This is a genomic window from Shewanella sp. SP1S1-7 (genome assembly GCF_031932105.1).
GTDB classification, from domain to species: Bacteria; Pseudomonadota; Gammaproteobacteria; order Enterobacterales; family Shewanellaceae; genus Shewanella; species Shewanella baltica.
Window position 1 is genome coordinate 1 of record NZ_JAUOEU010000059.1, and the last position, 3,457, is coordinate 3,457.

Consider the following 3,457-nt stretch of genomic DNA (forward strand, 5'->3'; position numbering starts at 1 on the left):
TTCTGATGTTACACAATTTTTAAGTCATTATTCACTGAATAATGGTGGTCGCTACTGGGCTCGAACCAGTGACCCCCTCCTTGTAAGGGAGGTGCTCTCCCAGCTGAGCTAAGCGACCTGGGAATGACTTTCACACAATGGGGTACATTAAGTTATATGGTGGTCGCTACTGGGCTCGAACCAGTGACCCCCTCCTTGTAAGGGAGGTGCTCTCCCAGCTGAGCTAAGCGACCTGGGATATAACTATTTTGTACAGCCAGTATTTTTTACAAATTATGTTTAAAAACAATATATCTATAAAAATAATGGTGGTCGATACTGGGCTCGAACCAGTGACCCCCTCCTTGTAAGGGAGGTGCTCTCCCAGCTGAGCTAATCGACCTCGCTGTGTGGAGCCGTATTATAGGGAGGTTCGATCTAGTGTCAACGCTTTTTAGTGAAAAAAGCATTGGTCGCGCTATTTTTGTTCGCATTGGCTTAATGCTAATCACGCAGCCGATCAAAGTGTTAGTTTATTCGCCAATCAATGCGTGCAATTTGGGTGTTTGGGATGTCGCGATAGCCGGCCGTATGTCACTTGTGAGCATTTAAATGACAAAATGACTGGGCGGAGTGACTCGCAATGATTTGAATCTTAGAGGTGCGGTTGATCGCGGTGTTGCTCAACAAACACATAATTTATAGCTGAAGGTAAATGATAGGGGCAAAAAGTAAGGTCAGTATCTAAACCTTGAGAAACTCAATCATGCGCCTTAGCCAAGATAAATAGGCACAGATTTGCGGGTGATGGCTGTGGCAGCACTTTAATATGTGTACCTTTATATAGGCTTCTCTATATAAAGGAGGGGATTTAGCGTTACGATTTTATCAGATAAGTGATACTGCAGAGCTTGTCCCATTTGCAGCGCCTGCTTTGACTGTTAGAATAAGCCCACTTTTTTATCGTGATTGTCTTTATCTAGACGACTTTATATAGGTTAGTGTCCCATTATGACAACTAAGACGCGTTTTGCCCCTAGTCCTACTGGTTTCTTACATGTTGGTGGTGCCCGTACTGCACTTTATTCTTGGTTACAAGCTCGTGCCAATAACGGTGAGTTTGTATTACGCATTGAAGACACTGATATTGAGCGTTCGACTCAAGCCGCCTGCGATGCGATTTTAGAAGGTATGAACTGGTTAGGTTTGACATGGGACGAGGGCCCGTATTACCAAACTAAGCGTTTTGATCGTTATAACGAAATCATTGCCCAAATGTTAGCAAAGGGCACTGCATACAAATGCTATTGCTCACGTGAGCGTATTGATGCGTTAAGAGAAGCACAAGCCGCCAACGGTGAAGCACAAAAGTACGATGGTTGCTGCCGTGACTTACCCGCTCGTGATACTGATGAGCCATTTGTCGTGCGTTTCAAAAATCCTATCGGCGGTTCAGTGGTATTTGATGACCATGTTCGTGGCCGTATCGAATTTTCAAACGATGCATTAGATGACTTGATCATCGCCCGTACCGATGGTGTGCCAACCTATAACTTCTGTGTGGTCGTTGACGATTGGGATATGGGAATTACCTGTGTGGTTCGTGGTGAAGATCATATCAACAATACGCCGCGTCAAATCAATATCCTTAAAGCATTAGGGGCGCCGATCCCAGAATATGCTCACGTCTCTATGATTCTCGGTGATGATGGCGCGAAATTATCTAAGCGTCATGGCGCAGTGAGCGTAATGCAGTACCGTGACGATGGCTATTTGCCAGAAGCACTGTTGAACTACCTAGTACGTTTAGGTTGGTCACATGGCGATCAAGAAATCTTCTCATTAGAAGAAATGAAGCAATACTTTAAGCTCGGTGATATCAATAAAGCCGCTTCAGCCTTTAATACCGATAAACTGGTGTGGTTGAACCAACACTATATTAAGGGTCTTGCTCCAGAATATGTGGCGACACACTTACAATGGCACATGGACGATCAAAAAATTGATATGTCAAACGGCCCAGCATTAGCGGAAGTGGTTACGGCATTAGCCGAACGCGCTAAGACACTAAAAGAGCTAGCCGCTTCTAGCCGCTACTTCTATGAAGACTTTGCTGAGTTTGATGAAGCCCAAGCGAAAAAGCATTTACGTGGTGTTGCGTTAGAGCCATTGCAACTGGTTCAACAAAAATTAGCCGCATTAACTGAGTGGACTGTAGAAGCTATCCATCAGGCGATTGAAGACACTGCAACTGAATTAGATGTGGGTATGGGTAAAGTTGGTATGCCTTTACGTGTCGCAGTAACAGGGGCAGGGCAGTCACCAGGCCTTGATATCACATTATTTTTAATCGGAAGAAGCCGTTCTGAGCAAAGAATATCCAAAGCGATTGAATTTGTAGCAGATAGAATAAATTCCTAAAAAACGAGTTGACACTTTTAGGTGCGCTGCATAGAATGCGCCACGCAGTTGAGACACAGACGAGCAAATGCTTGTAGTGCACTTAAATGTAGCTTGATAAGTTTTGGGGTTATAGCTCAGCTGGGAGAGCGCTTGCATGGCATGCAAGAGGTCCACGGTTCGATCCCGTGTAGCTCCACCAAACTTACTGCAGGTGTTAAGCAGGAACGTAAGTTCGAATTAATATGTCCGGGGTCCCCTTCGTCTAGAGGCCTAGGACACCGCCCTTTCACGGCGGTAACAGGGGTTCGAATCCCCTAGGGGATACCAAATATTGGTTCCTGTCGAATAACTAACGAGTTGTTTGGTAAGAACAAAGCATTTACTTCCTAGCCTACTGAAGTGAATGTGTTACGAAGCTCGGTTACGAGTTAAAACATAAGTCCGGGGTCCCCTTCGTCTAGAGGCCTAGGACACCGCCCTTTCACGGCGGTAACAGGGGTTCGAATCCCCTAGGGGATACCAAGTATTGGTTCCTGTCGAATAGCTAACGAGTTGTTTGATATGAATAAAATCTAAATTTCTGCTGATACGCATACTATTAAAGTTAGCAGTGTCGACAAAAATTTGGGGCTATAGCTCAGCTGGGAGAGCGCTTGCATGGCATGCAAGAGGTCCACGGTTCGATCCCGTGTAGCTCCACCAATTTACTGTAGATATTAAGCAGGAACGTGAGTTCGAATTAATATGTCTGAGGTCACCTTCCTTCTTTAGAAGAGGTGCCTAGGACACCGTAGATGTTAAACGGGAACAATAAGTTCAAATTAATATGTCCGGGGTCCCCTTCGTCTAGAGGCCTAGGACACCGCCCTTTCACGGCGGTAACAGGGGTTCGAATCCCCTAGGGGATACCATCTATTTTTTATAGAGAGTGGTTCCTAGCAAATAACTAACGTGTTGTTTGGTAAGAACAAAGCATTTGCTTCCTAGCCTACGAAAGTGAATGTGTTACAAAGCTCGGTTACGAGTTAAAACATAAGTCCTTGTGTCCCCTTCGTCTAGAGGCCTAGGACACCGC

At 45.2% G+C, this 3,457-nt stretch carries 1 protein-coding gene and 8 tRNA genes; 6 read left to right on the forward strand and 3 right to left on the reverse strand.

Features of this window, described 5'->3' with window-relative positions:
- Nucleotides 1-42: 42 nt before the first annotated feature.
- From Q4Q49_RS21920 to Q4Q49_RS21930, 3 genes are all read right to left on the reverse strand, one after another.
- Nucleotides 43-118 (reverse strand) — tRNA-Val (locus Q4Q49_RS21920).
- A gap of 39 nt (nucleotides 119-157) precedes the next feature.
- Nucleotides 158-233: transfer RNA gene (locus Q4Q49_RS21925), tRNA-Val, on the reverse strand.
- Between the two features lie 73 nt (nucleotides 234-306).
- A tRNA-Val gene (locus tag Q4Q49_RS21930) sits at nucleotides 307-382 on the reverse strand.
- A gap of 608 nt (nucleotides 383-990) precedes the next feature.
- Here Q4Q49_RS21930 and gltX point away from each other — a divergent pair.
- From gltX to Q4Q49_RS21960, 6 genes are all read left to right on the forward strand, one after another.
- Nucleotides 991-2,400, forward strand: a complete 1,410-nt coding sequence (gltX, locus tag Q4Q49_RS21935) for a glutamate--tRNA ligase (RefSeq protein WP_312000436.1) — start codon at nucleotides 991-993, stop codon at nucleotides 2,398-2,400.
- Nucleotides 2,401-2,505: 105 nt separating this feature from the next.
- Nucleotides 2,506-2,581 (forward strand) — tRNA-Ala (locus tag Q4Q49_RS21940).
- 52 nt (nucleotides 2,582-2,633) lie between these two features.
- Nucleotides 2,634-2,709 (forward strand) — tRNA-Glu (locus Q4Q49_RS21945).
- A 119-nt stretch (nucleotides 2,710-2,828) separates the two neighbouring features.
- A tRNA-Glu gene (locus Q4Q49_RS21950) sits at nucleotides 2,829-2,904 on the forward strand.
- Between the two features lie 104 nt (nucleotides 2,905-3,008).
- Nucleotides 3,009-3,084: transfer RNA gene (locus tag Q4Q49_RS21955), tRNA-Ala, on the forward strand.
- 133 nt (nucleotides 3,085-3,217) lie between these two features.
- Nucleotides 3,218-3,293: transfer RNA gene (locus Q4Q49_RS21960), tRNA-Glu, on the forward strand.
- The last annotated feature ends 164 nt before the right edge of the window (nucleotides 3,294-3,457 follow it).

Coding starts and splice junctions, on each gene's coding strand:
- gltX (WP_312000436.1), top strand. CDS start 991: ATGACAACTAAGACGCGTTTTGCCCCTAGTCCTACTGGTTTCTTACAT.